Genomic DNA, 25,069 nt, shown 5'->3' on the forward strand with positions numbered 1-25,069 from the left:
ACTGATCACCTGGGTAATGCGCAGGCAATCTAGGGGACGAGGTCAGTGCAGTGGAAGACCGCGCCCGCATGTCGGTATGTCGATTCCGGGGTGACGGTGTGAAGACACCGTCCCGTCTACTCCTGCGGACGCTTCAGCCTCGCCACGAACTTGTAGCGGTCCCCCCGGTAGACCGACCGCACCCACTCCACCGGCTTGCCCTCCCGGTCCAGGGAGTGCCGGGAGAGCATCAGCATCGGCAGGCCCACGTCCGTACCGAGCAGACCCGCCTCGCGGGGAGTGGCCAGCGAGGTCTCGATGGTCTCCTCGGCCTCGGCGAGGTGGACGTCGTAGACCTCGGCGAGCGCGGTGTACAGCGAGGTGTACTTCACGAGACTGCGGCGCAGTGCCGGGAAGCGCTTGGCCGACAGGTGTGTGGTCTCTATGGCCATCGGCTCGCCGTTGGCCATGCGCAACCGCTCGATGCGCAGCACCCGGCCGCCGGCCGTGATGTCGAGCAGCTCGGCGAGCCGCTCGTCGGCGGTGATGTAGCCGACGTCCAGCAACTGCGAGGTCGGCTCCAGGCCCTGGGCGCGCATGTCCTCCGTGTAGCTGGTGAGTTGCAGCGCCTGCGAGACCTTCGGCTTGGCGACGAAGGTGCCCTTGCCCTGGATGCGTTCCAGCCGGCCCTCGACGACCAGTTCCTGCAGGGCCTGGCGGACGGTGGTGCGTGAGGTGTCGAACTCGGCGGCCAGCGTGCGCTCCGGCGGGACGGGGGTGCCGGGCGCCTGGGTCTCCGTCATGTCGAGCAGGTGCTTCTTCAGGCGGTAGTACTTGGGCACGCGCGCGGTACGGACGGGGGCGCCGTTCTCGTTCTCCGCACTGCTGACGTCGGTGCTCATGCTCTGCCTTCCCGGCTCCGGGTGCCCAAGCGACCGACATGCCCATCGGCCACGGCCCACATCGTGGCACGGCTCAGCGCGCCGGGTGCCCACCCGTACGCTCCGTGATCTCCTCTGTATACCGTTGTGACCACCCCTGGTCTAGTCCATGGCGGCAGATGCCGGTCTCAGATGCCCTGCCAGTCCGGCTTGTTGGCGTAGGTGTACCGGAAGTAGTCCGCGAGCTTCAGCTTGGAGGCGGCGCCCTCGTCGACGACGACGGTCGCGTGCGGGTGCAGCTGCAGTGCCGATGCCGGGCACACGGCCGCGACCGGTCCCTCCACCGTCGCGGCGACCGCGTCCGCCTTGCCCTCACCGGTGGCGAGGAGCACCAGGTGCCGGGCCTCCAGGATGGTGCCTATGCCCTGGGTGATGACATGGTGCGGCACCTGCTCGATGTCACCGTCGAAGAAGCGGGCGTTGTCGATCCGGGTCTGCTCGGTGAGCGTCTTGATGCGCGTGCGGGAGACGAGTGAGGAGCAAGGCTCGTTGAAGCCGATGTGGCCGTCGGTGCCTATCCCGAGCAACTGCAGGTCCACGCCGCCCGCCTCGGTGAGCGCCCGGTCGTACGCCTCGCACGCGCCCTGCACGTCCTCGGCCGTTCCATCCGGGCCCATGAACGCGTCCATCCCGATCCCGAGGGGGGTCAGGACCTCCCGCCGGAGCACGGACCGGTAGGACTCCGGGTGCTCGGCGGGCAGCCCCACGTACTCGTCGAGCTGCGCGATCCGTGCCCGCGAGGTGTCCACGGCCCCGGAGCGCGCCTTCGCCGCCAGAGCCTGGTAGATGGGCAGCGGGGTCGAGCCGGTGGCCACCCCGAGCAGGGCGTCGGGCTTGCGACGCAACAGTTGTGCCATGGCCTCGGCGATGAGCTCGCCGCCCGACTTCGCGTCCGGAACGATGACAACTTCCACGCTGGGCCTGCCGATCTGTGGAGCACATAAGGGTGTGTGGTGTAGACCAATCGAACAGCAACAGCATCGTACCCCCAGCACCCCGCTCACGTCAGCGAGCAGCCCGCCCCGTCCGCGGAGCCGGCGGCGCTCGCGGAAATTGCCATGGCCATCTGGCCCCGTTCGGGACCCGGGCGGGCTAGGCTTCGAAGCGCCAAGTCGCAACAACTTCCCACGCATGGACACACCTGCTGGTCTAGTCCACAATGCGAGGACACACTCTTCCGTCTTCCCCGCACAGGAAGGCGGACCGAGGAACCGGAGCTCTCTGCCCTGACTGCCCCGGCTCCTCATCCTTCGGCCGACCGGGACCGCACACCCCACGGCCGTTGCTGCTCCGGGCTGCGGTGCCGGGAGGGTTGAGGGTCCCTCCCAGGCGCCGCGGCCCGCGGGTGTTTTTCGGGCAGGTCGCAGCCCCCGGGTACGCTCGCAGACGTGCCCTCCATGAACGAACTCGTACGCCAGCACACAGCACTCGACGACTCCGACCTCGAGTGGCTCCACCTGCTGGTCTCGGAGTGGCAGCTGCTCTCCGACCTGTCCTTCGCGGACCTGGTGCTGTGGGTCCCCACCCGCGACGGCACGAGGTACGTCTCGGTGGCCCAGATGCGCCCCAACACCGGCCCGACCTCATACCAGGACGACATGGTCGGCCACCTGGTGCCGCGCGGCCGCCGTCCCATGCTGGACGCGGCCCTCGACGAGGGCCGGATCGTGCGCGAGGGCGATCCGGAGTGGCGCGAGGAGGTCCCGGTACGGGTCGAGTCGATCCCCGTACGCCGGGACGGCCGGGTCCTCGGAGTCATCGCCCGCAACACCAACCTGCTGACCGTGCGCACCCCGAGCCGCCTGGAGCTGACCTATCTCCAGAGCGCCTCCGACCTGGCGCAGATGATCGCGGCCGGCTCCTTCCCGTTCCCCGACCAGCAGGTCGACATGGACGCCTCGCCGCGCGTCGGCGACGGCCTGATCCGGCTGGACGCGGACGGCATCGTCCAGTACGCCTCTCCCAACGCCCTGTCCGCCTACCACCGTCTCGGCCTCGCCGCCGACCTGGTCGGCCAGGAGCTGGGCACGACCACCGCCGAGCTGGCCCCGACCCGAGGCCCGGTGGACGAGGCGCTGGCGAAGGTCGCGAGCGGATGGGCGCCGCGCGAGTTCGAGATCGAGGCCAGCGACGGGGTGATCCAGTTCCGGGCGATCCCGCTCAAGCCCAAGGGGACGCGTATCGGTTCCCTGGTGCTGCTCCGGGACGTCACCGAACTGCGTCGCCGGGAACGCGAGTTGATCACCAAGGACGCCACCATCCGGGAGATCCACCACCGGGTGAAGAACAACCTCCAGACGGTGGCGGCGCTGCTCCGGCTCCAGGCCCGGCGGATCGAGTCCGAGCGCGGCCGGGAGGCGCTGGAGGAGGCCGTGCGGCGGGTCGGCTCGATCGCGATCGTGCACGAGACCCTGTCCCAGAACCTGGACGAGCGAGTGGAGTTCGACGAGATCGCCGACCGTGTGCTCGCCATGGTCGCGGAGATCTCGCCGGGCAAGGTCACCGGCCGGCGCACCGGCCGCTTCGGGATACTCGACGCCGAGGTCGCGACCCCGCTGTCCATGGTCCTGACCGAGATCCTGCAGAACGCCCTGGAGCACGGCTTCCGCGAGGGCGACACGGGCACCGTCGAGGTCTCCGCGGTACGCGGCGGAACCACCAAGGAGGCCCGCCTCCTGGTGACCGTCCAGGACGACGGGGTCGGCCTGCCCGAGGGCTTCGACCCGCACCGCTCGGGCAACCTGGGGCTGCAGATCGTACGCACCCTGGTCGAGGGCGAGTTGAGCGGCACCTTCGACATGGTTCCGGCGCCGGAGCGGGGGACGAGGGTGATCCTCGACATTCCGGTCCAGGCGCAGAAGTAGGTTCCCGGAAGCCCCGGGGACAGTCCCCGAGAGCCCGGGAGACGGCCCCGGAAAGCAAAGAGCCCCGGACCGGAATCGGTCCGAGGCTAGTCGCTCGTTGCTACTAAGCGCATCGGGGGTACTGCGCGCTGCGGCTCGGGGGCGGGAGATGCGTGCTCGCTGCACGCGCCGCCAAGCTCAGGCTGTTCGCGGGGCGGGTGTTGTCAGGCGGAGGCCTGACGGGCCCGGTTGCGAGCGGCGCGGCGCTTCATGGCGCGGCGCTCGTCCTCGCTGAGACCACCCCAGACGCCGGAGTCCTGGCCGGACTCGAGCGCCCACTGCAGACACTGATCCATAACGGGGCAGCGACGGCAGACGGCCTTGGCTTCCTCGATCTGCAGCAGCGCAGGACCGGTGTTGCCGATGGGGAAGAACAGCTCGGGGTCTTCCTCGCGGCAAACGGCGTTGTGACGCCAGTCCATGGCTGCTACCTCTCCTTGGTATTACGTGCTGATTGCTTGTGAATGTGAACGCTTTCACGAATCCCTCAACAAGTGAAGGGCCGACCGCCGAGTCTCCCCGGCGTGGTCCTGATGATTTGAAGAGGGGTTCCGGTGATCAGTGGAGGCCGGTGTTGCGGGCCGTCCCGATCGCCACGTAGAGACTCGCAAACCTCAGCGGCGGATACAACCCCTTCCGGAAAGTTTTTTTTGATTCCTCGGTGTCGACTAGGTCACAGCCGTACTTCCATGGGGTGGATCCTGGCCTAAACGTTCGAGTGAAAGGACTTTAGACCGTTCCGCTCACACAATCACACGCAGTGCACGGCGTACGCCTGTGAACGTCACGCTGGTACGCAGTCCGAGGTGGTCGCCGTCCATCTGGAGGGGGAGGGGCACCTTCGAATGCAAGGTGAACCGGTCCAGATCATGCAGGGAGGTGGCGTGCTTGCCCTGGGGTCCGCGCTCGGGGGACGAAGTGAGCAACTGGGTGCCATACCGGGCAACCGCGGCCGTGGACAGACGGCTGAGACCGAGCAGGTCGAGGCCCTTGTCGAACGAGGCCTTAGGCGACGTGTACATCGGGCGATTGCCGAGATAGGTCCAAGGCGACGTGTTCGAGACTATCGCCACGACAAGATCGGTTATCGGGTCCGCGCCGGGGTGTTCGAGCGTGATGGTGCCGTGCCGGCGGTGCGGCTCGCCGAGGAACTGCCGGACGACCTGACGGACGTACAGCGCGTGCGTCGACTTCTTGCCGCGCTCGCGCTGTTGCTCGACCCGGCCGACCACCCCCGCGTCGAAGCCGAGACCCGCGTTGAAGGTGAACCAGCGGGACGGGACGGACTCGTCCTCGGTGCCCGGCGTGCCCGAGGTCAGGCCGAGGCCGACGACGCGTTCGCGCCCCTCGCGCAGGGCGTCCAGCAGGGCGCCGGTGGCCTCGACGTTGTCGTTGGGCAGGCCCAGGGCGCGGGCGAAGACGTTGGTGGAGCCGCCGGGCACCACGGCGAGACCGGGCAGACGGTCGGGGTCGGGGCCGTTGTGCAGCAGGCCGTTGACGACCTCGTTGACGGTGCCGTCACCGCCGAGGGCGACTATCAGGTCGATGTCGTCGCTCTCCGCCGCCTGTCGGCCGAGGTCGCGGGCGTGGCCCCGGTACTCGGTGGTCACCGCCTCGAGCTTCATCTCGCTCGCCAGCGCATGGATCAGCACGTCACGCCTACGTGCGCTTGTGGTGGTTGCCGCCGGATTGACCACGAGGAGAGCACGCATGGGTTGCAGGTTACCTACTGGGCGGTACTCGACCCACACCGAGTTAGGGATCCGGTAAGAGATGGTGACGTGAGCCTGGACACTTCCGGCATCGGGACGAGGGCTACCCTTCAGAGGTGAGCAGTGAGCAGAACCCCACCCCGAAGATCCCCGCGGAAGCCGAGGGCCCGCGTCCGCGCCGGCTGACCTACGCGGCGGCGCTGGCCGCGCTGGAGGGAGGCGCGCTGGTGGTTGGGGGTGTGTGGCTGCTCGTACTCGGTGTCGCCGGCGAGCCGGACGACCGGCAGCAGGCGGTGACCCTGGCCGTCACCTTCATCGTCCTCGCCCTGCTGCCGCTGCTCGCCGCGCGCGGACTGCTGCTGCGACGCGGCTGGAGCCGGGGGCCCGCCGTCATCACGCAGATCATGGCCCTCCCGGTCGCCTACAGCCTCCTCCAGGCCGACAGCGCCGCGATCCCGGCCGGCATCGCCCTCGCCGTCGTCGCCCTGACCGCGCTGATCCTCCTGCTGAACCCCGCCACGACCAAGGCCCTCGGCATCAAGGGCCCGGGCCGCGCGGAGCGGTAGCCTTCCGGGGGTTCGGCGGAATTCTGCGGGCACGCGTGCCGGGCGGGAGGTTTCTCGCCCCAGCCGCCCCTACCCTTCCCGTCCTCCAGGGGCTGCTTTTCAGTCCCGTCGACTACTCCTCGACCAGCAGCTTCTCCCGTAGCTGGGCCAGGGTGCGGGCCAGGAGGCGGGAGACGTGCATCTGGGAGATGCCGACCTCCTGCGCGATCTGGGACTGGGTCATGTTGCCGAAGAACCGGAGGAGAAGGATGCGCTTCTCCCGGGGCGGGAGATCCTCCAGCAGGGGCTTGAGGGACTCGCGGTACTCGACACCCTCCAGAGCCTCGTCCTCCGCGCCGAGGGTGTCGGCGACCGCCGGGGACTCGTCGTCCGTGTCCGGGACGTCCAGGGAGAGCGTGGAGTAGGCGTTCGCCGACTCCAGGCCCTCCAGGACCTCCTCCTCGGAGATGGCGAGCTTCTCGGCCAGCTCGTGGACCGTCGGGGAGCGCCCGTGCTGCTGTGACAGCTCGGCCGTGGCCGTGGTGAGCGACAGCCGCAGTTCCTGCAGCCGACGCGGCACACGGACCGCCCAGCCCTTGTCGCGGAAGTGCCGCTTGATCTCGCCCACGACGGTCGGGGTGGCGTAGGTGGAGAACTCCACGCCGCGGTCCGGGTCGAAACGGTCGACCGACTTGATCAGACCGATGGTGGCGACCTGGGTGAGATCGTCCAGCGGCTCACCGCGGTTGCGGAAGCGGCGTGCGAGATGCTCGACGAGCGGCAGGTGCATGCGGACCAGCTGGTTGCGCAGCTCCGCGTACTCCGGGCTGCCGTTGCTCAGCGCCCGCAGTTCGACGAACATCGCACGCGCCCCGCTGCGGTCCTGCTGGTCGTGCTGCGCGCCCTGCAGGGCCGGCACGGCCTGCGCGTCCAGCTCGTCGTCGTCCCGTTCGTGCTCGCTCATCGTCCCGCCCGTCGCCATTCCCCGAGCCCTCGCCTCCGTCCGGGCCGGGGAAACCCCGCTGCGTCCCTCCAGAGGCGTGCTCTGCACGGCACCATCCCGATCCCGCTGCCCCTCGTCCGGGGGGCCGGCCTCCGCGGAGTGGTCCTCCGGGTGCGGCCTGGCCTGCTCGGGGATCCCGTCGATGCCGTCCCGCATGCGTGGGGAACCGCCCGGAGAGTCCGCGCCTCCGATCGGCAGCCCCCGTGTGCCGCGCTCTTCGTCCCGCACCGGACCGTCCCCGTTCCTCACGCCGGCCCGGGTCCCGCGCCGCGCTGTTTGTAGAGGCTGATCGAGACGGTCCGGTCCTCGTCGACGGCCGAGGAGACCTTGCCCGCCAGGGCCGACAGCACCGTCCAGGCGAAGGTGTCCCGTGAGGGAGCGTGCCCGTCCGTGGTCGGTGCCGAGACCGTGACCTCGAGCGAGTCGTCGACGAGTCGGAAGACACAGCTCAGCACGGAGCCGGGCACGGCCTGCTGGAGCAGGATCGCGCACGCCTCGTCCACCGCGATGCGCAGATCCTCGATCTCGTCCAGGGTGAAGTCCAAGCGGGCGGCGAGACCGGCCGTGGCCGTCCGCAGCACCGACAGGTAGGCACCCGCAGCCGGCAGCCGGACTTCCACGAAGTCCTGGGTCGCGGGCTCGCCTGCGATCTGGGACACCCTCACCTCCATGGTGGTACAAGCTTTACGGGGCCGAGGGTTGCCCCTCGGGTAACGCGATACGTGTTTCAGCGGTGACGCTATCGCGCTCCGAACGTATCTGTCCCCGGGACCCCAACCCCCTGGCGTCACTCACAGTAAAGCTGTGGATACGCTCCGTGTCTAGAGGTCCAGCGGTCTCAATTGGGAAGAGCGCGCGCCGGATTGACGTACCCAGACGTCAGACGGTCGAACCGTCCGGCTCCACGCCTGCATACAGGGTTACACGAGGACGTGGTCGACGAAGCACCAGCGCCAGTTCTCACCCGGCTCGAAGGTCCGCATCACCGGGTGACCGGACTTCTCGTGATGTCCCGTGGCGTGCCGCCCGGGTGAGGAGTCGCAGCAGCCGACGTGGCCACAGGTCAGACACAGGCGCAGCTGCACCGGGTGCGTACCGTTCGCGAGACACTCCGGGCAGGTCTCGTTCTGCGGCTCGGGCTCCGGGTGCGGCAGCGCGTCGGCGTGCGTGCACTGTTTCATGATTGCCAGATTACGACGGGCGTGCGGGTGACCGCGCGGAAAAAGAGGGCGGGCGAGGACGATGGACGTGATGCCGCTGCTGCTCCTGGTGGCGGGGAGCGCCGCGATCGCCGGGGCGGCCCGGCGGACGCCGGTACCTGCTCCACTGCTGCTGGTCGCGGCCGGGCTGCTGGTCTCCTACGTGCCGGGGGTGCCCGACTACACGCTCGACCCCGACGTCGTACTCCCTCTCCTGCTGCCCCCGCTGCTGTACACGTCGGCGAGCGACAGCTCCTACCTCGACCTGAGGGCGCAGCTGCGTCCGGTGGCGCTGCTGTCGGTGGGATACGTGCTCTTCGCGACCTTCGTCGTCGGCTGGGCCGTCTACCGGATCGTCCCCGGGATACCCCTGCCCGCCGCCCTCGTGCTGGGTGCTGTGGTGGCGCCGCCGGACGCGGTCGCGGCGACGGCGGTCGCCCGCCGGGTCGGACTGCCCTCTCGGATCACCACGATCCTCCAGGGCGAGTCCCTGCTCAACGACGCCACGGCGATCACCGCCTACAAGGTCGCCCTCGCCGCGGCCGTCGGTGAGGGCGCCACCTGGATGGGCGGGGTCGGCGAGTTCCTGCTCGCCGCGGTCGGCGGCGTCGGCGTCGGTCTGGTCCTGATGGCACCCATCCACTGGATGCGCACGCACCTCAGGGAGCCGCTGCTGCAGAACACCCTCTCGCTGCTCATCCCGTTCGTCGCCTACGGCGTTGCCGAGCAGCTGCACGCCTCCGGTGTGCTGGCGGTCGTGGTCGTCGCCCTCCACCTCGGGCACCGCGCGTGGGAGGTCGACTTCGCCACCCGGCTCCAGGAGGAGGCGGTGTGGAAGATGGTCGCCTTCGTGCTGGAGTCCGCGGTCTTCGCGCTCATCGGACTGCAGCTCCCGGTCGTCCTCAAGGGGCTCGGCGCGTACCAGGGCGCCGAAGCCGCCTGGTACGCGGTGGCCGTCTTCCTCGTGGTGGTCGTGACCCGGTTCGTGTGGGTCTACCCGGCGGCCTTCCTGCCGCGCCTGGCGTCGTCGCGGATCAGGGAACGCGAGGCGAACCCCACATGGAGGGGCGCGATGGTCACCTCCTGGGCCGGGATGCGGGGCGTGGTCTCCCTGGCCATCGCCTTCTCGATCCCGCAGACCGTGCACGGCGGCGCCCCCTTCCCGCAGCGCAACATGGTCCTGTTCCTGACCTTCACCACGGTCATCGGGACGCTGGTCGTGCAAGGCCTGACGCTGCCCCCGCTGATCCGCCTGCTGAAGTTCCCCGGCCGGGACGCGCAGGCCGAGACGCTCGCCGAGGCCAACGCCCAGGCGCAGGCCTCCCGGGTCGCGGAGCAGCGCCTGGACGAACTCCTGTCCGACGAGCGCAACGCCCTTCCCCCGCCGCTCGCCGACCGTCTGCGCATGGTCCTGGAACGCCGCCGCAACGCCGTCTGGGAGCGGCTCGGCGCGGTGAACCCCGTGACCGGCGAGACGGTCGACGACACCTATCGCCGACTGTCCCGGGACATGATCAGCGCCGAGCGCGACGTGTTCGTCCGGCTGCGCGACCACCGGTACATCGACGACGAGATGCTGCGGACCCTGCTGCGCAGGCTGGACCTGGAGGAGGCGGCGGCGTACCGGGAGGCGGCGTAGACCGTGTCCGCAAAGTCCCGCCTGCCCCGCGACGCCTGGCACGCACCAGACGCCGCGGGGGCCGCCCTCCGGGTGGACGACGGGACTTTGCGGACACGACGTAGGCGGTCAGGGGAACGGGCGGCCGGTGATGACGGCGGCGATCGTCGTTCCGGGAGGGAAGGCGCCCTCGTCCGTGAGGACGGCCAGGGCGTAGAGCAGCTTGGCGACATACAGCCGCTCTACGGGGAGACCGTGGCGGGCCTCGAAGTCCATGGCGAAGGCGTCGAGTTCCTCGGTGGTGCGGGCGTAGCCGCCGAAATGGAAACGGTCGTCCAGCGACCAGGTGCCCCTGCGGGCGCCGAAGGCCTGCTCCTGGAGGGCCTGTATCCCGGCGGCGAGGAAGTCGCCCTTCAGGACGGGTATGCCCAGGGCGCGCTGGTCCGGGGCCAGGCCGGCGGCGGTACCGGCGAGGGTGCCGCCGGTGCCGCAGGCGAGGGCGACCACGTCGACGCGGGCGTCCTGGCCGCGCAACTCCCGGCCGAAGGCCTGGCAGCCACGGACGGCCTCGGCGTTGCTGCCACCCTCCGGGACCACGTAGGCGTCCCGTGCGTCGACGGCGCGCAGGAGGGCGTCCAGGGTGCCGGCTTCGGACTTGCGGCGATATGTCGACCTGTCGATGAAGTGCAGGCGCATGCCGTCGGCCTCGCACCGGGCCAGGGACGGGTTGCGAGGCCGGTCGGCAAGCTCCTGGCCGCGGACCACGCCGACGGTGTCCAGGCCCAGGAGGCGGCCCGCGGCGGCGGTGGCCCGCAGATGGTTGGAGTACGCGCCGCCGAAGGTCACGATCGTCCGGCCGGCCGCCGCCTCGAGGTTCGGGGCCAGCTTGCGCCATTTGTTGCCGACCAGGTCCGGATGGATCAGGTCGTCCCGCTTGAGCAGGAGACGGACGCCGCGCCCGGTGAACCGCTCGTCGGAGACCTCCCGAAGGGGGGAGGGGAGACGGGGGGTGAGGGTGTCGGGGCTGGTCACGGGTTCATTGTCGCCCGGAGGCGGCTGGGGCCGTCACGCCTTCAGGCGTTCCCCGATCCGCTCCCGCAGCCACTTCATCGTGAAGCCCCGCGGGTCCACCTTCCCCGGCTGCCACTCCAGGTGGCCGATGACCGAGCGCTCCGTCCAGCCGTGGTGGCGGCAGACGGCCGCGGCCGCCTTCTCGACGGCGTCGAGCTGGACCTCTGGCCAGGGGTCCTTGCCGTCACCGAGGTTCTCGCACTCGAAGCCGTAGAAATGCCGGTTGCCGTCGGTGTCGGCCTCGTTGTCCGGCGGCAGTCCCTTCTCGGCGATCACGGCGCGCAGCACGTCGTCGTCGCCGAGCCCCGCGTGATTGGCGCGGCCGTAGCCGACGAGGTGGACGGTGCCGTCCTTGGTGATCACGCCGTGGCACAGCGGGCCCGGCAGGTCGGTGGTGCCCTCCCGGCACAGGGCGACCGTCCGCTCGCCGCCCGTGGTCACCGTGTGGTGGATCATCACGCCGTGCACGGGACCCCACGGACCCTTGTGGTTGCGGTTGTGGTGCTCCCAGTCGCCGACCTCGACGACGGTGAGCCCTTCCGCTCTCAGGGCGTTGAGGAAGCCGCTCGCGGACATGGGTGAGGCCATGATCGCCTCCTTCGTGCTGTGCTGGGCGGTGACCGATCGTGACCGCCTCGTACAGCAGGTACTACCGAAATGGGATGTCCCGGACACATCGTTCGTACGCTGTGCGAGTCGATCCGGACAGTCCGTGATCCCGGCAGGTGATGACGCGGTCCTCCTGTTTGCCCAGTAGTGCGATGATCCAATCCCGCTCTTTCGGGTAATGGCAGCGACACGTTGCGTGATGAGAACGTGGTCGCGAGATCGATGCCCGGCGCAGTTCGGCGCCGGAGCATGACCGGGAGGGCAATTCTCTATGTCGGTAGGCGAAGAGGTCCGCGAGGAACAGAACAGGCCGCAGCAGAGTCTGAACACGGCGGCCGCGCGGAACCTGGCCACGACCACCAAGTCCGCGCCCCAGATGCAGGAGATCAGCTCCCGTTGGCTGCTGCGGATGCTGCCATGGGTGAACGTGCAGGGCGGCACGTACCGGGTCAACCGGCGACTGACGTACGCGCTCGGCGACGGGCGCATCACCTTCGTGAAGACCGGTGACCGCGTCGAGGTCATCCCGGGCGAACTGGCCGAGCTGCCGGCCCTGCGGTCGTACGACAACCAGGAGGTGCTCTCGGAGCTGGCCCAGCGCTGCCACCGGCGGGACTTCGCCCCGGGAGAGGTGATCGCCTCCTTCGGCAGCCAGGCCGACAAGATCTACCTGCTGGCCCACGGCAGGGTCGAGAAGGTGGGCACGGGTCCGTACGGCGACGACGCGGTCCTGGGCGTCCTCGCCGACGGCGCCTACTTCGGCGAGGACGCGCTGCTCGACCCGGACGCCATCTGGGAGTACACCGCGCGCGCGGACACCGCCTGCACGGTGCTGATCCTCTCCCGTCAGGACTTCGAGCAGGTCGCCGAGCGTGCCGACTCCCTGCGTGAGCACCTCCGCACGCAGCGCTCGATCCCCCGGCAGCGCACCAACAAGTACGGCGAGAAGGAGGTCGACCTCGCCGCAGGTCACAGCGGCGAGCCTGACATCCCGCACACCTTCGTCGACTACGAGGCCAGCCCGCGCGAGTACGAGCTGAGCATCGCGCAGACCGTGCTCCGCATCCACACGCGCGTGGCCGACCTCTACAACCAGCCGATGAACCAGACCGAGCAGCAACTCCGGCTCACGGTGGAGGCGTTGAAGGAGCGGCAGGAACACGAGCTGATCAACAACCCCGAGTTCGGCCTGCTCAGCAACTGCCAGTACGACCAGCGGCTCCAGCCGCACGACGGTGTGCCCAGCCCGGACGACATGGACGAACTGCTCAGCCGCCGGCGCGGCACCAAGCTGTTCCTCGCCCATCCGCGCGCGATCTCCGCCTTCGGCCGCGAACTGAACAAGCGCGGACTCGTTCCGGAGACCATCGACATGGGCGGCAACCGCATCCCCACCTGGCGCGGCGTGCCGATCTTCCCGAGCAACAAGATCCCGGTCACCGAGGCGCGGACGAGCTCCATCATCGCCATGCGACTGGGAGAGGAGGACCAGGGCGTCATCGGGCTGCGCCAGTCGGGCATCCCGGACGAGATCGAGCCCAGTCTGTCCGTGCGCTTCATGGGCATCAACGAACAGGCCATCATCAAGTACCTGGTCACGGCCTACTACTCGGCGGCGGTCCTGGTGCCGGACGCGCTGGGTGTGCTGGAGAACGTCGAGATCGGCCGGTGGAGGTGACGTTTCCGCACTTCGCCGCCGTGTCCCCGGCCGCCGGGGCGGGTAGACCCTCCCGGTACCCGCTCAGCCGGGAAGGAAGCGCCACCGTCCGCGTGCTTCGCGAGGGGGACCCATGGCCGAGTCCATGACGGAGACCAAGCAGCGCTCGGGGGGATCGCCGCCGCCCGACGGGACGCTCGAGCCCCGGCGGCGAGCTCCCGCCGGGGACGGCCTGACGGGCCCGCTCGACGGGCACGAGGCCGCGGTGATCCTCGACCGCGCCCGTGCCTCGGTCGATCCCGAACTGCGCGCCGCCGTCGAGTCGCTGCCCGGATCGATGCGGCGCATCGCGCAGTACCACTTCGGGTGGCGGCACGCGGACGGCACCCCCGCGGCCGCCAACGCGGGCAAGGCCATACGGCCCGCGCTCGTCCTGGCCGCGGCCGACGCGCTGGGCGGCCCGAGGGCGCGGGCGGCGTCCGTGCGGGCCGCCGCGGCGGTGGAGCTCGTCCACAACTTCACATTGCTCCACGACGACGTGATGGACCGCGACACCTCCCGTCGGCACCGGCCCACGGCGTGGACCGTGTTCGGCGACACCGACGCGATCCTCGCCGGGGACGCCCTGCAGGCGCTGGCCCTCCGGCTGCTCGCCGAGGACCCGCATCCCGCGTCGGGGGCGGCGGCCGCCCGGCTCGCCGGCTGCGTCGTCGAACTGTGCGCCGGTCAGCACGCGGACACGGCCATGGAGCGGCGGGCCCCGGGCGAGGTCACCCTCGACGAGGTGCTCGTCATGGCCGAGGCCAAGACCGGTGCGCTGCTGGGGTGCGCCTGCGCACTCGGCGCGTTGTACGCGGGGGCGACCGCGGACGACGTGGCGGCGCTGGACGCCTTCGGCCGGCAGGCGGGGCTCGCCTTCCAGCTGATCGACGACGTCATCGGCATATGGGGAGACCCCGAGCGCACCGGCAAGCCGGCCGGCTCCGACCTCACCGCCCGCAAGAAGTCACTGCCCGTGGTGGCGGCCCTCACCTCGGGCACCCCGGCCGCCGCCGAACTCGCCGAGCTGTACGGGACGCCGTACGAGGAAGGGGACACCGAAGGGATCGCCCGGGCGGCGCAGGCCGTGGAGCGGGCCGGTGGACGGGACTGGGCGCAGGCCCAGGCGGCGGACCGGATGGCGCTCGCGATGCAGGAGCTGACCCGGGCCGTCCCGGACCCGGAGGCGGCCGGCGGTCTGCTGGCGCTGGCCGAGTTCGTGACCCGGCGCAGCAGCTGAGGCCGACGGTCGTCGGTCATCGAGGACCCCGGGGCCTCCGGGTCCGTGCGGCTCCTGACCCCGCACGGTCACCGGGGGCTCCGGCCCGGCGGGCCCCGCACCTCCCCACGGCGTGCGGGGTCCGTCCTTCGTCTCCGCCGGTCTTCGTCTCCGCCGGTCCGGCGGGTCGTGTGCCCGGGGTCGGTGCAGGGCCGAAGGGGTGACCTCAGGGCTACCGCTCGGGGACGATCGTGGTCACGAGCGTCTCGACCAGCCCTTCGGGGACCCCCGTGCCGGGCAGGACGCCGTCCAGCACGCCCGGCAGGGTGAGGTGCTCCAGGATCAGACCGAGCATGGCGAGGTAGAGCACGGTGACGGTCTCGTCCCCTCCGGGCAGTCCGGCCCGCTGGTGGAACTCCATGCCGTACTCCAGCTCCGCGCGCACCGACTCCGTGAAGGAAGCCCGCAGTTCGGGACGGCGTGTGGCCTCCAGTCGCATCTCCAGCAGGGCGAGGTAGCCCGTCCGGTCGTGGGTCACGCGCCCCATGAGGTCCTGCATCAGGGCCGTCACCAGTGCGCGGTCCTTGGGCGCCGCCATGAGTTCGGCGAGCACCTCGGGGTCGGGTGCGAGCCGTGCGTGCAGCCTGGCGTCGATCTGGCGCAGCAGGTCGTCGCGGCCGGTGAAGTAGTTCGACGCGGTGCCGGTCGGCACCCCGGCCGCGGTGTCCACCGCGCGGAACGTCAGCCCCCGCGCGCCCTCCCGGGCGAGCACCTCGACACCGGCGTCGACGAGGGCGGCCCGGCGCCCCGGGTTACCAGCCATGCGGAATGACCTCTCCCACTTGATCCCTCTTCCGAAAGTCTCTTGCAACCACTACAAGCGAAGTACTACAACTGGAGTGGTCAGTTCGGACGCAGCCTACGGAAAGAGTCCAGCTTGCGAAAGCTCACCTACTTCGTCGCCTGTTCCATCGACGGGTTCATCGGGGACCCGGACGGCGACGCCTCGTCGATGTTCGCCTTCCTCGACGAGGAGTTCGTCGGATACCTCACCTCGACGTACCCGGAGACCATCGCCGCCCAGGGACGCGAGGCGCTGGGGGTCAAGGGCGCCGGGAACCGCCACTTCGACACCGTGGTCCAGGGCCGCGCCAGCTACCAGCTCGCCCTCGACGCCGGCGTCACCAGCCCCTACGGCCACCTGCGCGAGTACGTCGCCTCGCGCACCCTCGGCACCCCGCCCGACCCGAACGTGACGGTGATCGACCAAGACCTGGTCGCCCGGATACGCGAGCTGAAGGCCGAGGACGAAGGCCTCGGCATCTGGCTCTGCGGCGGCTCGCAGATCGCCGGTGCACTGCTCGACGAGATCGACGAGCTGGTCATCAAGACCTACCCGCAGGTGTACGGCTCCGGAGTGCCGATGTTCGCCGCCGGCTTCGCCGTCACGGACTTCCGGCTGGAGTCGGTGCGCACGTTCGACAACGGGGTGCTCGTGCGGACGTACAGCAGGAAGCGCTGAGCCCCCGCCCGCCCTACCCTGGGAGCATGGGTGGCGAGGAACACGTCTGTCGGGTCTGCGGACGGCCCCTCGAGACGGTCATCCGGCGGCACAAGACACTGGGCGCCTGGGTGCCGGTGTGGGTGCCCGGACCCTGCCGCAACCCCGACTGCCCGGCGGCCGCCGAAGCCGCGCCCGGCGGGCGGCGCAGGCCCCCGGCCCCGCACGAGGGAAACGACGCGACGCGGCGGGAAACCGGCCCGTAGCGTGGCCGTATGACGAAACTGCCGTACATCCTGCACATCACCGAGCGCTCCCTGTGGGACGCGGCCCGGGAGCGCGGCACCTTCGAGGTGTCGACCCGGGGCCGCACCCTCCAGGAGGAGGGCTTCATCCACTTCTCCACCCGCGACCAGCTCCCGCGCGTCGCCGCCTTCCTGTACGGCTCCTACGACGGTCCCGACGACCTGGTGGTCCTGGTCGTCGACCCCGGCCGGCTCGGCGTGCCGGTGAAGTACGAGGCCGTGGAGCCGGGCGGCGAGGAGTTCCCGCACGTGTACGGGCCCGTACCGGTCGATGCTGTGGTGGAGGTGGAGACCTGGGGATGACCGGGCGGACCTGGGGATGACCGGGCCCCCTACGCAACGAAGGCGTACGTCCGGCGGACGGTCACGCGTCCGCCCGCTCGATGAACCGCAGCATGTTCCCGGCCGGGTCCCGTACGGCACAGTCGCGCACGCCGTACGGCTGGTCCATCGGTTCCTGCAGCACGTCGCCGCCGGACTCCCGGACCCGCTCGTACAGGGCGTCGCAGTCGCGGGTGGTGAAGATGACCCCGCGCAGCATGCCCTTCGCGAGCAGTTCGGCCATCGCCTGCCGATCGGCGGGTGAGGCGTCCGGGTTCATGCCGGGCGGCTCCAGCACGATCTCCACGTCCGGCTGGAGCGGCGAGCCGACGGTCACCCACCGCATCCCCTCGAAGCCGACGTCGTTGCGGACTTCCATGCCCAGGACGTCGACGTAGAAATGGAGCGCCTTGTCGTGGTCGTCGACGGCTATGAAGCACTGCTTGAGTTTCAGGTCCATGTGCTCACGCTAGTTCCGGGGCGCCGGGAGCGCTGCCTCAACTCATGGCCCAGACGGAGGGATCGTGTTCGGCGGGGATGGGTGGTGCGGCGCCGCGGGTGGACGTCTGGATGCCGGAGTAGGCGGCGAGCGCCGTGCGGACATGGTGCTCCTTGACGGGCGGCGGTTCCATGTCCGGTGGTGGGTCCAAGCGTGCGGCCTGCATCCTTACCAGCGCCGCGGCCTCGTCCAGCAGACCGATCGCCGAACCGGGCAGGGAACGGTCGGGTACGTGGTCCCGCGCGAGGGTGGCGGCGGCCTCCAGGGCGTTGGTGGAGAACACCACGCCGTGGTGGATCTCCAGGCGCCTGCAGACGGCGCGCAGGATGACCCCCACGTCGGCGTCGGACGGCTCCGTGACGACCACCGGCTGGACGATCCGGTCGAGGCCGGGATCCGTGGCCCGCTCGTACTGGGCCCGTCCGCAGTCACCGAGAACGAAGACGCCGGGGTCGTGGAGCAGGGCCCGGAACAGGTCCAGGGGCGTGGTGACGCCGTCGGACAGGTGCAGGGGGGTGAGGGCACCGTCGAGGTGGAGGACGATGCGCGGGCTGCTCCTGAACTCGGCGATCAGGTCGGCGATGAGGGAGCCGCCCCGGGCCCGGTGCTGAGGGTCGGCGAGGACGGTGCCGAGGTCCAGCGCGCGGACGGTGTGGTCACGCAGGACCGCGGGCAGGCGCCCCTCCGCGATCGCCGAGGCGACCCCGACGGCGATGGTCTTCTTGCCGACGCCGGGCTCTCCGACGAGCAGGGGGACGTTGCGGTGCCGGCGGGTGAGTACCCGGATCACCCGGTCGATCTCGGAGGCGCGGCCGACGACGGGGCCCGGGACCACGACGCGGGTCACGGCCTCGATGAGGCCGGGTGCTTCGACGGGCTCCGGGCGTCCGGCCTGCCAGGCCCCGATGACCGACCGCCGTACCCGGGCGAGATCCACCCCGTTCGCGCGCAGCACGTCGACCCCGGTCCCACCGTCCACGGCGGTGAGGGCAAGGAGGATGTGCTCCGGCTCCACCTCCCTCAGGCCGATCGCACCGGCCTCCTTGGACGCCAGGTCGAGTACGGCGAGGGCCTCCGAGCTGTAGGTGAGCACCTGTGGCGAATCGCTGCCGCCCAAGCCACGCACCCCGACCACCGCACCGCGGATCTGTGCCGACGAGATGCCGAGGAGGACCTCCAGGTCCCCGCCCGTTCCGGCTCGGTCGGCCGCCTCCACCAGGCCCAGGAGCAGGTGCTCCGTGCCGATGTACTGGTGTTTGAGCGCCCGGGCGTGGCGTTCGGCGTAACCCACGACGAGCCGCGCCGCGTCGCTGAACCCCTCGAGCATCACGCCTCCCCCCTGGCCCCGGCCAGATCCTCCCGAGCCCTCCGCGTATGCGGATGTTCCACCCCCAGCACCCGCTCCCGCTCCGCCACCAACTGCCGCAGCAACGCCACCGCCTCGTCACGCGCGCCGGTCAACACGAGGTTGCGGGCCAGCATGTGCCGGGTGCGCAGGGTGTGCGGGTGCTCGGCGCCCAGCACGCGGCCCCGGTCGGCCAGCAGCACCCGGAGCATGCCGATGGCCTCCTCGCGGTGCCCGGCCTCGCCGAGATTGACGGCGAGGAACTGCCGGGTGCGGAGGGTGTCCTCGTGATCCGGCCCGAGGAGCGGCAGTTGGTCGGCGAGCAACTGCCGGAGCAGTCCGGCGGCCTCCACGGGGGTGCCGGCACCGCCCAGGCTGTGCGCGTAGGACTGGCGGGTGCGCAGGGTGTCGGGGTCGTCGGGGCCGAGGATCCTGGCCTGCTCGTCGAGGATCTTCTGCAGCTGACCGGCCGCGCCCTTCCAGTCCCCGGCCTTGCCCTGCTCCACCGCGGCGACGTGCCGTCTGCGCAGCTCGGGTCCGGCGGTCGCGGCGAAGGCACGGTTGATGCCCAGGGCGATCCGGTGCGCGGTCCCGGCGCCGCGGTTGAGCGGGGTGGGCAGTCCCTCGGCCTCCATGATCGCCCGCAGCCGCTGGTAGAGGTCGTCGACGGTGAGCAGCTCGGGGCCGCCGACCACGCCCTCGCGCAGCAGCCGCATGAACCGGCCGGAGAACGCGGTGTGCTCCTCCTCCGGCAGAGCCAGGGCGACCTGGTCGCGCTGCGCCGAGGTCAGCACATACGTGCCCGCCACCTCCAGCTGGCCGATCCGCTCGGCCCCGCCCCCGGAGAGGGAGTCGGAGACGGCCCGGCCGGAGAAGCAGCAGTCGAGGACGACCACTTTGGTCTCGGCGGGGCTGTCGAGCACGGCGTCGCGCAGCTTGTCGTACTCGAGGGCGTTGAACTCCGGCGCCGCCCACTCGCTGTCGGGCAGCGCCAGGTACAGCTCGTGGCGTCGGCCGCTGACCAGCCCGTGGCCCGCGTAGTAGACGAGCAGCAGGTCCTCCGCCTCGGCCACGGCGGCCCGCAGCCGGCCGCCGACGGTCCTGAGATCGCCCTCGTCGAGCAGCATCGTGCAGTGGCTGTCGGGGACCAGTCCGTAGTACTGGTCGGTGAAGAGGCCCGCCAGGTCGGTGATGGTGCGGTGCACGGCCGGGAGGTCGGGCAGGGCCGGGTCGGAGTAGTGTCCGGCGCCGATCAGCACGACCCGGGAGCGGTGGGGGTCGGGAAGGCGCACGTCAGTCCCGCGCGTCCGGGTCGGGTCCCTCCTCGCGGGCCTGCCGCAGGAGCCGTTCCACGTCCTCGGTGTCGACCCGCTTGGCGTCGATCTCGACGACACGCCCGCCGTCCAGCTCGACCTTCAGGCGTACGTCGCTGCGGCGCGGCTGGGTGATCCAGGCGCGCAGACAGGAAGCGAGCACGGTGAGCGGGCCGCCGGCCCCGAGCAGCACGGTCACCGTGTCCAGGGCGGTGCCCAGTTGTCCCGGCCGCGGGGCGCCCCCGGTCAGCCGAACCTTCCCGGCGAGCGCCGGTTCGCCTCTGAGCCAGTCGGTCAGGGACTCGGCGTCCCTGACCGGGTCCTCGCTCCGGACGGAGATGAGTGCGGTCGCCACGGCTCCCCCGATTTCCTCAATGACCTTGCTGCGCAACGCTGTTGGGAAAGGACCAGTGTAGGGCGGGGCGAGCGGGGTGCGCCGGTCAGTAGGGGCGGCGCCGGGGACGGGTGAAGGTACGGGCCACGCAGGACGGGATCACCGCGCTCTCCTCGTGCGGGCGCGCCCGGTACGCGCTCGGAGTCTCGCCGACCAGTTCGGTGAAGCGGGAACTGAACGAGCCCAGGGAGGTACAGCCCACGGCGAGGCACACCTCGGTGACACTGAGGTCGCCGCGGCGCAGCAGTACCTTGGCGCGTTCGATCCGGCGGGTCATGAGGTAGCTGTACGGCGTCTCCCCGAAGGCCTTGCGGAAGCTGCGCTGGAAGTGGCCGGGGGACATCAGGGCGGTGCGCGCGAGCTCGGCCATGTCGAGGGGCTCGGCGTACTCGCGGTCCATACGGTCGCGGGTCCGACGCAGGCGGACCAGGTCTTCGCGCGTCACCCGGACAGCATGGCACGGCGGGCGCGACCACGGTGCGTCTCACTTCGACGGACCCTTCGCTTCCAGTTCTCCGGGAGTTGGCCCCCGCTTGCTTCCCTCAAGGCATGGACCACATCACGTTCCTCGTGGCGGTCGTCATCGTCACGGCTCTGGCCTTCGACTTCACCAACGGGTTCCATGACACGGCGAACGCGATGGCCACGTCCATCGCCACCGGCGCGCTCAAGCCGAGAACAGCGGTGCTGGTGAGTGGTGCCCTCAACGTGGTCGGCGCCTTCCTGTCCACGGAGGTCGCCAAGACGATCTCGGGCGGGATCGTGGACGACACCCTGGTCAGTCCAGGGATGATCTTCGCGGGGCTGGTCGGGGCGATCCTGTGGAACCTCCTGACCTGGCTGGCGGGGCTGCCGTCGAGCTCCTCGCACGCGCTCTTCGGCGGGCTGATAGGTGCCGTCTGGGTCGGCGCGGGATCCCATGGCGTGCACTTCGACAAGGTGGTCGAGAAGGTGCTGATCCCGGCCGTGGCCTCACCGCTGGTGGCCGGCCTGGCGGCGCTGATCGCCACCTACCTCGCGTACAAGCTCACCCAGCGGGCGCGCAAGGACTCGGTCACCAAGGGCTTCCGGCTCGGCCAGATCGCCTCGGCCTCGCTGGTCTCGCTCGCACACGGCACCAACGACGCGCAGAAGACCATGGGCGTCATCACGCTGACGCTGATCTCGGCGGGCGCGCTGGGCCATGACGCCGGACCGCCGGCCTGGGTGATCGGGTCGGCCGGGCTGGCCATAGGCCTCGGCACCTACCTCGGCGGCTGGCGGATCATCCGCACGATGGGCAAGGGCCTCACCGAGATCCAGTCCCCGCAGGGCTTCGCCGCCGAGACGGCCTCCACGACCGTCATCCTCACCTCCGCGCACCTCGGTTTCGCCCTGTCCACCACCCAGGTCGCCTCGGGCAGCATCCTCGGCGCGGGCCTCGGCCGGCGTCTGGCGGAGGTCCGCTGGGGCGTCGCGGGCCGGATGGTGGTCGCCTGGCTGATCACGCTGCCCGCCGCCGCACTGGTCGGCGGGCTCGCCGCGAGCGTCGTCACGCACGGCGGCGACATCGGCACCATCGTCGTCGCACTGGTCGGCGCGGCCCTCGCCGCCGGCATCGTCGTCATCTCGCGCCGCAACCCGGTGCACGCCAACAACGTCAACGACCACCACGAGGTCAACATCCGCACCACGGCACCGGCCCACGTCGGCACGGCCGCCTGACCCAGGAGACCCGGAATGCATCTGGACTGGAACGCACTCGGCCAGGTCACCGCGGTGAGCATCGGCGTCACCGTCGCGGTGGTCGTCGTGTTCGCCCTCGGCGTCCTGGGCCTCGCCCGCTTCGAGGGCGCCCGCGAGGACGGCGCCGGCGCGCCCGCCATCGGCATGGCCCAGGCCGGTCTGTGCTTCCTCGCCTGCGCGGCCGTGGTGGCGTACGGCATCTATCTGATCGTGCCGCAGTTCCACTGATCCACCGAGGCGGGAGCAAGGATGACGAGGCGGGAGCAAAGATGACGAGACGGGAACAAGGATGACGACGCATCCCCTGCTGACCGAAGTGGCCGACCTGAAGGTCGACTACACCGACCCCGACGACCCGGTACTCATCCGCCCCGACGGCAGTCCGATCGACACCTGGCGGGAGAACTACCCGTACGCACACCGCATGGAGCGCAAGGAGTACGACTGGCACAAGCGGCTCCAGCAGATCGAGTTGCTGAAGCTGCAGAGCTGGATCAAGGAGACCGGGCGGCGGCTGGTCATCGTCTTCGAGGGACGGGACGCGGCCGGCAAGGGCGGCACCATCAAGCGCTTCACGGAGCACCTCAACCCGCGCGGCGCCCGGGTGGTGGCGCTGGAGAAGCCGACCGAGCGCGAGCGCGGGCAGTGGTACTTCCAGCGGTACGTGCAGCACCTGCCGACCGAGGGCGAGATCGTGATGTTCGACCGCTCCTGGTACAACCGGGCGGGTGTCGAGCGGGTCATGGGCTTCTGCACGGACGACGAGTACCGGCGCTTCATGCGCCAGGCGCCCCTGTTCGAGCGGATGCTCGTGGACGACGGCGTCGACCTGGTGAAGTTCTGGTTCTCCGTCTCGCAGAGCGAACAGCGCACCCGCTTCACCATCCGCCAGGTCGACCCCGTGCGGCAGTGGAAGCTCAGCCCCATGGACCTCGCCTCGCTGGACCGCTGGGACGACTACACCGCCGCCAAGGTCGCCATGTTCCGTGAGACGGACACCGAGCACGCGCCCTGGACCGTGGTGAAGAGCAACGACAAGAAGCGCGCCCGCGTCGAGGCCATGCGCAGCGTCCTCGCCCGCTTCGACTACACCGACAAGGACGAGGAGGTCGTCGGCCACCCCGACCCGCGCATCGTCGGCGCCGCGGCGGGCCTGCTGGAGGCCGGGGAGGACGACGGGGGCGGCCGCTGAGGACGCCGAAGGGGCCCGCCGGGAGATCGTCCCGGCGGGCCCCTTCTCGAGGCTTCGTGACTGCGACCTGCGCGGTCGTCAGGCCTTCTTGGTCTCCCAGAAGATCTTGTCGATCTGGGCGATGTAGTCCAGCGCCTTCTGGCCGGTCGCCGGGTCGGTGGAGCCCTTGGCGGCCGAGAGGGCCTTCAGGGTGTCGTTGACGAGCTGGTGCAGCTCCGGGTACTTCTCGAAGTGCGGGGGCTTGAAGTAGTCGCTCCAGAGCACGGAGACGTGGTGCTTGGCGAGCTCCGCGCGCTGCTCCTTGATGACGGTGGCACGCGCCTGGAAGTGCGGGTCGTCGTTGGCGGCCATCTTCTCCTGGATGGCCTTCACCGACTCCGCCTCGATGCGGGCCTGGGCCGGGTCGTACACACCGCAGGGCAGGTCGCAGTGCGCGCTGACCTTGACCTTGGGGGCAAACAGGCGGGAAAGCATGGAGCATTCCTTCCTCGTGATCGTCTTCTCAGGTGGGACATTACTCCCTGCGGGACCGGTTTTCGCGAGTGCCCCCTTGGGCTTAGGACAAAAGTCCGGGGCGAGACTGGGACTGGTGGATGAACGGACCGGGGAGGTGCCGGGGATGCCGGAGCTGTCGCAGGAGACCGAGCGGGGGAGGGGCGCCGCGCCCTTCGGGCTGGCCGAGGTGACCGGGCCGTCCATGGTGCCCACGCTGTACCAGGGGGATCAGCTCGTGGTGCAGTACGGGGCCCGGATCAGGCCGGGGAACGTGGTCGTCCTGCGCCATCCCTTCCAGCAGGACCTGCTCGTGGTCAAGCGCGCGGTGGAGCTGCGCGAAGGCGGCTGGTGGGTGCTCGGGGACAACGCGTACGCGGGAGGGGACAGCACCGACTACGGGGCCGTTCCGGAGGACCTGATCCTCGGACGGGTCCTGCTGCGGTTCCGGCCGCTGAGGGCCGATCAGCGCTCGCCGCTGGCGCTGGCGCGCTGGGCGCTGTCGGCGGCGAGGCCGGTCTTCTCCGGCCGGTCGGCCTCCAGACGTTTGCGGGCTCGGTAGGCGGCCACGTTGGCGCGGGTCGCGCAGCGGTCCGAGCAGTAGCGCCGGGACCGGTTGGTGGAGGTGTCGAGGTAGGCGTTGCGGCAGGGGGCCGCCTCGCACAGGCCGAGGCGGTCGACGCCGTACTCGGTCAGGTGGAACGCCAGGCCCATCGCGGCGGTCGCCGCGTAGCCCGCGGTGACGTTCGAGGGATGCTCGGCCAGGTGCATGTGCCACAGCGGGCGGCCGTCCTCGTCGCGGTAGTCGTGCCCGGAGATCTGCGGGCTCACCGGGAACTCCAGGAGCAGGGAGTTCAGCAGGTCGACGGCCAGGGTCTCGTCGCCGGTGTCGGCCGCCTCGAAGACCGCGCGCAGCCGGGCACGGACCGAGCGGAAGCGCGTGACGTCCGCGTCGGTGGCCCGGCGGGCCGTGGAGGAGTTGGCGCCGAACAGGTCGCGGACCGCCTCGACCGACGTCAGGGTGTCCTTGCCCCGGACCGGCTCCTCGCTGTTGACGAGACGCACGGCGTAATCCGAGTAATAGGCCAGTTCCACTTGTAGTCCTTACGGGGGCGCTCTATGGTTTCCGATGCGGTCGGGTAAGAGACGGTCGCGCTCCCAGGGTATTACTCGTGCGAGGGGAGACGGGGGCTGCCGTTTCCATGACCACCAGTACCGGCACCGACTGGACAGCCTGGCAGGAGAGCTGGGAACGGCAGCAGGAGTGGTACATGCCGGACCGTGAGGAACGCTTCCGCATCGTGCTTGACATGGTGGAGGCGCTCGTCGGTTCCACGCCGCGGTCCTCGACGCCGGCGAAGCTGCCGTACGACTCCTACGACGCCGTCCTGACCGGGAGCGCTCGTTGACAGCACTGATCGATCGGTCCCCTGGAGTTCGGCTGATCTTGGAATTCGCCGCATCATAGTGCCCCGTCCGGTGGGTGC

General features: G+C 70.4%; 29 protein-coding genes and 1 pseudogene. 13 read left to right on the forward strand and 17 right to left on the reverse strand.

Annotated elements, in window-relative coordinates; genetic code table 11:
* Nucleotides 1-116 precede the first annotated feature (116 nt).
* Nucleotides 117-881, reverse strand: a complete 765-nt coding sequence (locus ACFYZQ_RS24525) for a GntR family transcriptional regulator (RefSeq protein ID WP_389151459.1) — start codon at nucleotides 879-881, stop codon at nucleotides 117-119.
* Nucleotides 882-1,048: 167 nt separating this feature from the next.
* Entirely contained in the window at nucleotides 1,049-1,834 is a 786-nt protein-coding gene (gene nagB, locus ACFYZQ_RS24530; RefSeq protein ID WP_389151462.1) for a glucosamine-6-phosphate deaminase, read from the reverse strand.
* A 483-nt stretch (nucleotides 1,835-2,317) separates the two neighbouring features.
* Between nagB and ACFYZQ_RS24535 the strand changes: the two genes are divergently transcribed.
* The gene (locus tag ACFYZQ_RS24535; protein WP_389152228.1) at nucleotides 2,318-3,784 is read left to right on the forward strand and encodes a sensor histidine kinase; all 1,467 of its coding nucleotides are present in this window, start codon (nucleotides 2,318-2,320) and stop codon (nucleotides 3,782-3,784) included.
* Between the two features lie 203 nt (nucleotides 3,785-3,987).
* On the opposite strand, the gene ACFYZQ_RS24540 is transcribed toward ACFYZQ_RS24535, so the two are convergent.
* Nucleotides 3,988-4,245 (reverse strand): WhiB family transcriptional regulator, encoded by a 258-nt coding sequence (locus ACFYZQ_RS24540; RefSeq protein ID WP_006142322.1) that lies wholly within the window; start codon nucleotides 4,243-4,245, stop codon nucleotides 3,988-3,990.
* A 321-nt stretch (nucleotides 4,246-4,566) separates the two neighbouring features.
* On the reverse strand, nucleotides 4,567-5,535 hold the full coding sequence (locus ACFYZQ_RS24545; RefSeq protein ID WP_389151465.1) for a diacylglycerol/lipid kinase family protein: 969 nt from the start codon (nucleotides 5,533-5,535) through the stop codon (nucleotides 4,567-4,569).
* 116 nt (nucleotides 5,536-5,651) lie between these two features.
* On the opposite strand from ACFYZQ_RS24545, the gene ACFYZQ_RS24550 reads away from it, so the two are divergent.
* Entirely contained in the window at nucleotides 5,652-6,101 is a 450-nt protein-coding gene (locus ACFYZQ_RS24550; protein ID WP_389151468.1) for a hypothetical protein, read from the forward strand.
* A 112-nt stretch (nucleotides 6,102-6,213) separates the two neighbouring features.
* Here ACFYZQ_RS24550 and ACFYZQ_RS24555 read toward each other — a convergent pair whose 3' ends face one another.
* The 3 genes from ACFYZQ_RS24555 to ACFYZQ_RS24565 all read right to left on the reverse strand — a co-directional run bounded on the left by ACFYZQ_RS24555 (nucleotide 6,214) and on the right by ACFYZQ_RS24565 (nucleotide 8,264).
* Complete coding sequence (locus ACFYZQ_RS24555) at nucleotides 6,214-7,332, reverse strand: RNA polymerase sigma factor SigF (RefSeq protein WP_389151471.1); 1,119 nt, start codon at nucleotides 7,330-7,332, stop codon at nucleotides 6,214-6,216.
* Nucleotides 7,329-7,742: an anti-sigma factor gene (locus tag ACFYZQ_RS24560; protein ID WP_006136266.1), complete on the reverse strand. Its 414-nt coding sequence runs from the start codon at nucleotides 7,740-7,742 to the stop codon at nucleotides 7,329-7,331. Before ACFYZQ_RS24560 ends, ACFYZQ_RS24555 begins: the two co-directional genes overlap by 4 nt.
* 261 nt (nucleotides 7,743-8,003) lie before the next feature.
* Nucleotides 8,004-8,264 (reverse strand): UBP-type zinc finger domain-containing protein, encoded by a 261-nt coding sequence (locus ACFYZQ_RS24565; RefSeq protein ID WP_388804669.1) that lies wholly within the window; start codon nucleotides 8,262-8,264, stop codon nucleotides 8,004-8,006.
* A gap of 61 nt (nucleotides 8,265-8,325) precedes the next feature.
* On the opposite strand from ACFYZQ_RS24565, the gene ACFYZQ_RS24570 reads away from it, so the two are divergent.
* On the forward strand, nucleotides 8,326-9,921 hold the full coding sequence (locus tag ACFYZQ_RS24570) for a Na+/H+ antiporter (protein WP_389151474.1): 1,596 nt from the start codon (nucleotides 8,326-8,328) through the stop codon (nucleotides 9,919-9,921).
* A 108-nt stretch (nucleotides 9,922-10,029) separates the two neighbouring features.
* Here ACFYZQ_RS24570 and ACFYZQ_RS24575 read toward each other — a convergent pair whose 3' ends face one another.
* Together ACFYZQ_RS24575 and ACFYZQ_RS24580 are read right to left on the reverse strand one after the other, a co-directional pair.
* Nucleotides 10,030-10,932 carry a 1-aminocyclopropane-1-carboxylate deaminase/D-cysteine desulfhydrase gene (locus tag ACFYZQ_RS24575; RefSeq protein ID WP_389151477.1) on the reverse strand — a complete coding sequence of 301 codons (903 nt, stop codon included), beginning with the start codon at nucleotides 10,930-10,932 and terminating at the stop codon, nucleotides 10,030-10,032.
* 33 nt (nucleotides 10,933-10,965) lie between these two features.
* Entirely contained in the window at nucleotides 10,966-11,559 is a 594-nt protein-coding gene (locus ACFYZQ_RS24580) for an N-acetylmuramoyl-L-alanine amidase (protein WP_389151480.1), read from the reverse strand.
* A 292-nt stretch (nucleotides 11,560-11,851) separates the two neighbouring features.
* Between ACFYZQ_RS24580 and ACFYZQ_RS24585 the strand changes: the two genes are divergently transcribed.
* Together ACFYZQ_RS24585 and ACFYZQ_RS24590 are read left to right on the forward strand one after the other, a co-directional pair.
* Nucleotides 11,852-13,258, forward strand: a complete 1,407-nt coding sequence (locus tag ACFYZQ_RS24585; protein WP_389151483.1) for a family 2B encapsulin nanocompartment shell protein — start codon at nucleotides 11,852-11,854, stop codon at nucleotides 13,256-13,258.
* A gap of 112 nt (nucleotides 13,259-13,370) precedes the next feature.
* Nucleotides 13,371-14,516: a family 2 encapsulin nanocompartment cargo protein polyprenyl transferase gene (locus tag ACFYZQ_RS24590; RefSeq protein ID WP_389151486.1), complete on the forward strand. Its 1,146-nt coding sequence runs from the start codon at nucleotides 13,371-13,373 to the stop codon at nucleotides 14,514-14,516.
* Nucleotides 14,517-14,727: 211 nt separating this feature from the next.
* On the opposite strand, the gene ACFYZQ_RS24595 is transcribed toward ACFYZQ_RS24590, so the two are convergent.
* Entirely contained in the window at nucleotides 14,728-15,318 is a 591-nt protein-coding gene (locus ACFYZQ_RS24595; protein ID WP_389151489.1) for a TetR/AcrR family transcriptional regulator, read from the reverse strand.
* Nucleotides 15,319-15,432: 114 nt separating this feature from the next.
* Between ACFYZQ_RS24595 and ACFYZQ_RS24600 the strand changes: the two genes are divergently transcribed.
* Genes ACFYZQ_RS24600 through ACFYZQ_RS24610 form a run of 3 tightly spaced genes read left to right on the forward strand, consistent with a single transcriptional unit; the run spans nucleotide 15,433 to nucleotide 16,604 of the window.
* Nucleotides 15,433-16,017 carry a dihydrofolate reductase family protein gene (locus ACFYZQ_RS24600; protein ID WP_389151492.1) on the forward strand — a complete coding sequence of 195 codons (585 nt, stop codon included), beginning with the start codon at nucleotides 15,433-15,435 and terminating at the stop codon, nucleotides 16,015-16,017.
* A gap of 26 nt (nucleotides 16,018-16,043) precedes the next feature.
* Nucleotides 16,044-16,262, forward strand: coding sequence for a hypothetical protein (locus ACFYZQ_RS24605; protein ID WP_389151495.1), 219 nt, complete (start codon nucleotides 16,044-16,046; stop codon nucleotides 16,260-16,262).
* Nucleotides 16,263-16,271: 9 nt separating this feature from the next.
* Nucleotides 16,272-16,604 (forward strand): DUF952 domain-containing protein, encoded by a 333-nt coding sequence (locus ACFYZQ_RS24610; protein ID WP_388804652.1) that lies wholly within the window; start codon nucleotides 16,272-16,274, stop codon nucleotides 16,602-16,604.
* Nucleotides 16,605-16,665: 61 nt separating this feature from the next.
* Here ACFYZQ_RS24610 and ACFYZQ_RS24615 read toward each other — a convergent pair whose 3' ends face one another.
* The 5 genes from ACFYZQ_RS24615 to ACFYZQ_RS24635 form a co-directional block, all read right to left on the reverse strand.
* A complete protein-coding gene (locus ACFYZQ_RS24615; protein WP_388804651.1) occupies nucleotides 16,666-17,082 on the reverse strand; it encodes a VOC family protein in 417 nt (138 codons plus the stop codon).
* A 37-nt stretch (nucleotides 17,083-17,119) separates the two neighbouring features.
* Nucleotides 17,120-18,448: a Clp protease N-terminal domain-containing protein gene (locus tag ACFYZQ_RS24620; protein WP_389151498.1), complete on the reverse strand. Its 1,329-nt coding sequence runs from the start codon at nucleotides 18,446-18,448 to the stop codon at nucleotides 17,120-17,122.
* Nucleotides 18,448-19,758: a tetratricopeptide repeat protein gene (locus ACFYZQ_RS24625; RefSeq protein ID WP_389151501.1), complete on the reverse strand. Its 1,311-nt coding sequence runs from the start codon at nucleotides 19,756-19,758 to the stop codon at nucleotides 18,448-18,450. The genes ACFYZQ_RS24620 and ACFYZQ_RS24625 overlap by 1 nt, the downstream gene beginning before the upstream one ends.
* A 1-nt stretch (nucleotide 19,759) precedes the next feature.
* A complete protein-coding gene (locus ACFYZQ_RS24630; protein ID WP_389151504.1) occupies nucleotides 19,760-20,134 on the reverse strand; it encodes a hypothetical protein in 375 nt (124 codons plus the stop codon).
* Between the two features lie 85 nt (nucleotides 20,135-20,219).
* On the reverse strand, nucleotides 20,220-20,618 hold the full coding sequence (locus tag ACFYZQ_RS24635; protein WP_389151507.1) for a helix-turn-helix domain-containing protein: 399 nt from the start codon (nucleotides 20,616-20,618) through the stop codon (nucleotides 20,220-20,222).
* Nucleotides 20,619-20,722: 104 nt separating this feature from the next.
* On the opposite strand from ACFYZQ_RS24635, the gene ACFYZQ_RS24640 reads away from it, so the two are divergent.
* From ACFYZQ_RS24640 to ppk2, 3 genes are all read left to right on the forward strand, one after another.
* Complete coding sequence (locus tag ACFYZQ_RS24640) at nucleotides 20,723-21,877, forward strand: anion permease (protein WP_389151510.1); 1,155 nt, start codon at nucleotides 20,723-20,725, stop codon at nucleotides 21,875-21,877.
* Between the two features lie 15 nt (nucleotides 21,878-21,892).
* Nucleotides 21,893-22,126: a hypothetical protein gene (locus ACFYZQ_RS24645; protein ID WP_388804639.1), complete on the forward strand. Its 234-nt coding sequence runs from the start codon at nucleotides 21,893-21,895 to the stop codon at nucleotides 22,124-22,126.
* 61 nt (nucleotides 22,127-22,187) lie between these two features.
* Complete coding sequence (ppk2, locus tag ACFYZQ_RS24650) at nucleotides 22,188-23,090, forward strand: polyphosphate kinase 2 (RefSeq protein WP_389151513.1); 903 nt, start codon at nucleotides 22,188-22,190, stop codon at nucleotides 23,088-23,090.
* A gap of 78 nt (nucleotides 23,091-23,168) precedes the next feature.
* On the opposite strand, the gene sodN is transcribed toward ppk2, so the two are convergent.
* Nucleotides 23,169-23,564: a superoxide dismutase, Ni gene (gene sodN / locus ACFYZQ_RS24655; RefSeq protein ID WP_388804633.1), complete on the reverse strand. Its 396-nt coding sequence runs from the start codon at nucleotides 23,562-23,564 to the stop codon at nucleotides 23,169-23,171.
* A 145-nt stretch (nucleotides 23,565-23,709) separates the two neighbouring features.
* Between sodN and sodX the strand changes: the two genes are divergently transcribed.
* Nucleotides 23,710-24,144, forward strand: a complete 435-nt coding sequence (sodX, locus tag ACFYZQ_RS24660) for a nickel-type superoxide dismutase maturation protease (RefSeq protein ID WP_389152231.1) — start codon at nucleotides 23,710-23,712, stop codon at nucleotides 24,142-24,144.
* On the opposite strand, the gene ACFYZQ_RS24665 is transcribed toward sodX, so the two are convergent.
* Nucleotides 24,048-24,677 carry a CGNR zinc finger domain-containing protein gene (locus ACFYZQ_RS24665; RefSeq protein ID WP_389151516.1) on the reverse strand — a complete coding sequence of 210 codons (630 nt, stop codon included), beginning with the start codon at nucleotides 24,675-24,677 and terminating at the stop codon, nucleotides 24,048-24,050. The genes sodX and ACFYZQ_RS24665 overlap by 97 nt on opposite strands.
* Nucleotides 24,678-24,784: 107 nt before the next feature.
* Between ACFYZQ_RS24665 and ACFYZQ_RS24670 the strand changes: the two are divergent.
* Nucleotides 24,785-24,985, forward strand: a pseudogene (locus ACFYZQ_RS24670) (hypothetical protein); the annotation flags it as partial.
* Nucleotides 24,986-25,069: the final 84 nt, after the last annotated feature.

Source organism: Streptomyces sp. NPDC001843 (genome assembly GCF_042891955.1).
GTDB lineage: Bacteria > Actinomycetota > Actinomycetes > Streptomycetales > Streptomycetaceae > Streptomyces.

Coding starts and splice junctions, on each gene's coding strand:
- ACFYZQ_RS24525 (WP_389151459.1), bottom strand. CDS start 881: ATGAGCACCGACGTCAGCAGTGCGGAGAACGAGAACGGCGCCCCCGTC.
- ACFYZQ_RS24535 (WP_389152228.1), top strand. CDS start 2,318: ATGAACGAACTCGTACGCCAGCACACAGCACTCGACGACTCCGACCTC.
- ACFYZQ_RS24540 (WP_006142322.1), bottom strand. CDS start 4,245: ATGGACTGGCGTCACAACGCCGTTTGCCGCGAGGAAGACCCCGAGCTG.
- ACFYZQ_RS24545 (WP_389151465.1), bottom strand. CDS start 5,535: ATGCGTGCTCTCCTCGTGGTCAATCCGGCGGCAACCACCACAAGCGCA.
- ACFYZQ_RS24565 (WP_388804669.1), bottom strand. CDS start 8,264: ATGAAACAGTGCACGCACGCCGACGCGCTGCCGCACCCGGAGCCCGAG.
- ACFYZQ_RS24570 (WP_389151474.1), top strand. CDS start 8,326: ATGGACGTGATGCCGCTGCTGCTCCTGGTGGCGGGGAGCGCCGCGATC.
- ACFYZQ_RS24580 (WP_389151480.1), bottom strand. CDS start 11,559: ATGGCCTCACCCATGTCCGCGAGCGGCTTCCTCAACGCCCTGAGAGCG.
- ACFYZQ_RS24585 (WP_389151483.1), top strand. CDS start 11,852: ATGTCGGTAGGCGAAGAGGTCCGCGAGGAACAGAACAGGCCGCAGCAG.
- ACFYZQ_RS24590 (WP_389151486.1), top strand. CDS start 13,371: ATGGCCGAGTCCATGACGGAGACCAAGCAGCGCTCGGGGGGATCGCCG.
- ACFYZQ_RS24595 (WP_389151489.1), bottom strand. CDS start 15,318: ATGGCTGGTAACCCGGGGCGCCGGGCCGCCCTCGTCGACGCCGGTGTC.
- ACFYZQ_RS24605 (WP_389151495.1), top strand. CDS start 16,044: ATGGGTGGCGAGGAACACGTCTGTCGGGTCTGCGGACGGCCCCTCGAG.
- ACFYZQ_RS24610 (WP_388804652.1), top strand. CDS start 16,272: ATGACGAAACTGCCGTACATCCTGCACATCACCGAGCGCTCCCTGTGG.
- ACFYZQ_RS24615 (WP_388804651.1), bottom strand. CDS start 17,082: ATGGACCTGAAACTCAAGCAGTGCTTCATAGCCGTCGACGACCACGAC.
- ACFYZQ_RS24620 (WP_389151498.1), bottom strand. CDS start 18,448: ATGCTCGAGGGGTTCAGCGACGCGGCGCGGCTCGTCGTGGGTTACGCC.
- ACFYZQ_RS24640 (WP_389151510.1), top strand. CDS start 20,723: ATGGACCACATCACGTTCCTCGTGGCGGTCGTCATCGTCACGGCTCTG.
- ACFYZQ_RS24645 (WP_388804639.1), top strand. CDS start 21,893: ATGCATCTGGACTGGAACGCACTCGGCCAGGTCACCGCGGTGAGCATC.
- ppk2 (WP_389151513.1), top strand. CDS start 22,188: ATGACGACGCATCCCCTGCTGACCGAAGTGGCCGACCTGAAGGTCGAC.
- sodN (WP_388804633.1), bottom strand. CDS start 23,564: ATGCTTTCCCGCCTGTTTGCCCCCAAGGTCAAGGTCAGCGCGCACTGC.
- sodX (WP_389152231.1), top strand. CDS start 23,710: ATGCCGGAGCTGTCGCAGGAGACCGAGCGGGGGAGGGGCGCCGCGCCC.